This window comes from Salegentibacter sp., from assembly GCF_036568425.1.
GTDB lineage: Bacteria > Bacteroidota > Bacteroidia > Flavobacteriales > Flavobacteriaceae > Salegentibacter.
In genome coordinates this window covers 1-3454 of record NZ_DATCSO010000054.1, presented here as the reverse complement: position 1 = coordinate 3454, position 3454 = coordinate 1, and the positions used below count along the sequence as shown (strand labels likewise).

The following is a 3454-nucleotide window of genomic DNA, read 5'->3' as shown; positions in this document are numbered from 1 at the left end:
TTTCTTTCTGACAAGAAAAAAAAATTAATTTTTTTCTGCCCCTGAAAAAGCCTGCAAAACTCCCTCCAAATCCACGTTTTAAAAGAACTAACGCCTACTCCATAACTCCCGTTATCCTCGTAAGCGGCTGCAAATATACAGGGCTTTTTTAGCCCCGCAAGTAAAAAACAAAAGTTTTTTAAAGAAATCTTAAAGCTCGCTTCGGAAGTCTTCTTTCTTAAGTCTTTATATATCTCATTTTTTTTTAGAAGAAAACCAAAAAGACATTCTATTAATTAAATTTTGGATTTTAAGTATATATATTAAGGACAAAGAAAAGTTTATCTTTTTAGGTTATTTTTATATTCATGCAGTATTGCGCAACCAAAGTCAACCTGTTATCTTTGCGCATTAATCAGTAGAGAACTCAAGAGAATGATTCAGGTAAGTTTGCCAGACGGCAGTATTAAGGAATTTGAAAAGGGAACCACCCCTATGGATGTAGCTAAAAGCATAAGCGAAGGCCTTGCCCGAAATGTTATTTCAGCTAAATATAAAGGAGAAACAGTTGAAACCTCCACTCCTCTTAAGGAAGATGGCGATCTTGTTCTTTATACCTGGAAAGATGATGAAGGTAAAAAGGCATTCTGGCATTCTACTTCTCACGTTATGGCTCAAGCCATTGAGGAACTTTACCCCGGAGCCAAGTTAACTATAGGCCCTGCTATAGAAAATGGCTTTTACTACGATGTAGATTTCGGAGAAGATAAGCTATCGGAAAACGATTTTAAAAAGATCGAAAACCGAATGCTGGAAATCGCCCGTGAAAAACACGACTTTAAAATGCGTGAAGTTTCCAAGGCTGAAGCTCTTGAATATTATAAAAACCAAAACAACCCATTTAAGGTTGAACTTATAGAGAATCTGGAAGACGGAGAGATCACTTTCTGCGATCATTCCAATTTCACCGATTTATGCCGTGGAGGCCATCTTCCCAATACCGGATTTATTAAGGCAGTAAAGCTAATGAGTGTTGCAGGTGCTTACTGGCGTGGAGATGAAAAAAATCCTCAGCTTACCAGGGTTTATGGAATTTCATTTCCGAAACAAAAAGAATTAAAAGAATACCTCGAGCTCCTGGAAGAGGCGAAAAAAAGGGATCACCGGAAATTAGGGAAAGAACTCGAACTTTTCACATTTTCTCAGAAGGTTGGCCAGGGATTGCCATTATGGCTACCTAAAGGTGCAGCTTTAAGAGAACGGCTGGAGAATTTTCTGAAAAAGGCACAGAAAAAAGCAGGATACGAAATGGTGGTGAGCCCACATATTGGTCAAAAAGAGCTTTATGTCACTTCAGGACATTACGCCAAATACGGAGAAGATAGTTTTCAACCAATCCACACCCCTAATGAAGGCGAAGAATTTCTTTTAAAACCAATGAATTGTCCTCATCACTGTGAGATCTACAATGCTTCTGCCTGGAGCTATCGTGACCTTCCGAAGAGGTTTGCAGAGTTTGGAACGGTATATCGTTATGAACAAAGCGGAGAATTGCATGGATTAACCCGGGTTAGAGGCTTTACCCAGGATGATGCCCATATTTTCTGTACTCCTGATCAATTAGATTCAGAATTCAAAAAGGTTATAGACCTCACCTTATATGTTTTCGATTCCTTAGGTTTTGAGAACTTTACCGCACAGGTTTCTCTCAGAGATCCTGAAAACAAAGAAAAATATATAGGCAGTGATGATGTTTGGGAAAAAGCCGAAACTGCCATTATTAATGCAGCAAAAGAAAAAGGCCTGAATTATGTAATTGAGAAAGGAGAAGCTGCTTTTTATGGCCCGAAACTGGACTTCATGGTTAAAGATGCCCTTGGCAGAAGCTGGCAGCTGGGCACCATTCAGGTTGATTACAACCTGCCAGAACGATTCGACCTTACCTATAAAGGCAGTGACAATGAGTCACACCGTCCAGTAATGATACATCGTGCACCATTTGGCAGCATGGAGAGATTTATCGCTATCCTTTTGGAGCATACTGCCGGGAACTTCCCACTGTGGTTAATGCCTGAGCAGGCTATCATTCTCTCACTCAGCGAGAAGTATGAAAAATACTCACAAAAAGTTTTAACTTTGCTAGAAAATCACGAAATTCGCGCCCTGGCCGATAACCGAAATGAAACCGTTGGGAAGAAAATTCGTGAGGCAGAAGTAAACAAATTCCCTTACATGTTGATTGTAGGAGAACAAGAGGAGAAAGATGGTACAGTTTCTGTACGAAAACGCGGGGAAGGCGACCTGGGAACAATGACCCCTGAAGCCTTTGCCGAAATAATAAATAAAGAAATAAGAGAAACGTTAAAGACGTTTGAAGTTTAATTAAAATACGATAAGCCATAGCAATACGTAGAAAAAGATCAAAGCGACCGCTAAGAGAAATTAAAGAAGATCAACACCGGATCAATAAAAAGATCAGGTCTGATGAAGTGCGCCTTGTAGGCGATAATGTAGAAATGGGAGTTTATCCAATACAGAAAGCTCTGGAAATTGCCGATGAGCAAGGTCTGGATCTGGTAGAGATTTCCCCAAACGCCAAGCCCCCTGTGGTTAAGGTAATGGACTACAAAAAATTTCTCTATGAACAGAAAAAACGCGAGAAAGCCTTAAAGGCCAAAGCAAGTCAGGTAGTGGTAAAGGAGATCCGTTTTGGGCCCAATACCGATGATCACGATTATGAGTTCAAAAAACGTAATGCTGAGAAATTCCTGAAGGATGGAGCTAAACTTAAAGCATTTGTGTTCTTTAAAGGAAGATCTATTGTATTTAAAGATAAAGGTGAAATCCTGTTGCTTAGATTAGCCCAGGACCTTGAGGAGTTAGGTAAGGTAGAGCAAATGCCCAAACTGGAAGGCAAAAGGATGACAATGTTCCTTGCGCCCAGAAAGACGAAATAAGAATAAGAGAGTTAATTACAAAAGAAGAGAACATGCCTAAAATGAAAACAAAATCCAGTGCCAAGAAGCGTTTCAAGCTTACAGGTACCGGTAAGATTAAAAGAAAGCATGCGTTTAAAAGCCACATCTTAACAAAGAAGTCTAAAAAACGTAAGCTAGCCTTAACGCATAGTACTTTGGTACATGATGCTGACAAGGACAATGTTAAACTTATGTTACGTTTAAAGTAATATAAGCCTTTAACGGTTTAAACAATTTAAAAACCCTGGAGTTGGGCAAAACCCTAAACGGTTTTAATAAAGTGTCATTACAGGCCGCCTGCTACAAAAAAATTTAAAATATGCCAAGATCAGTAAATTCAGTTGCGAAGAGAGCCCGAAGAAAAAAGGTTCTTAAGCAAGCAAAAGGTTACTTCGGACGTCGTAAAAACGTTTGGACAGTTGCCAAAAACGCGGTAGAGAAAGCTATGCTTTATGCATACAGAGACCGCAAAACCAAGAAACGTAATTTCCGTTCAT

At 39.4% G+C, this 3454-nt stretch carries 4 protein-coding genes; all 4 read left to right on the top strand.

Annotated elements, in window-relative coordinates; all coding sequences use genetic code 11:
- Window positions 1-414 precede the first annotated feature (414 nt).
- Window positions 415-2361, top strand: coding sequence for a threonine--tRNA ligase (gene thrS, locus VIM94_RS05320; RefSeq protein ID WP_332038249.1), 1947 nt, complete (start codon window positions 415-417; stop codon window positions 2359-2361).
- Window positions 2362-2420: 59 nt separating this feature from the next.
- Entirely contained in the window at window positions 2421-2936 is a 516-nt protein-coding gene (gene infC / locus VIM94_RS05315; RefSeq protein WP_332038251.1) for a translation initiation factor IF-3, read from the top strand.
- A 32-nt stretch (window positions 2937-2968) separates the two neighbouring features.
- A complete protein-coding gene (gene rpmI / locus VIM94_RS05310; protein ID WP_037319922.1) occupies window positions 2969-3166 on the top strand; it encodes a 50S ribosomal protein L35 in 198 nt (65 codons plus the stop codon).
- 110 nt (window positions 3167-3276) lie between these two features.
- The coding region (gene rplT / locus VIM94_RS05305) for a 50S ribosomal protein L20 (protein ID WP_332038250.1) at window positions 3277-3454 on the top strand (178 nt) is incomplete at its 3' end.

Bases quoted from the DNA above. Each gene is read 5' to 3' on its own strand.
- thrS (WP_332038249.1), top strand. From the start codon at position 415: ATGATTCAGGTAAGTTTGCCAGACGGCAGTATTAAGGAATTTGAAAAG.
- rpmI (WP_037319922.1), top strand. From the start codon at position 2,969: ATGCCTAAAATGAAAACAAAATCCAGTGCCAAGAAGCGTTTCAAGCTT.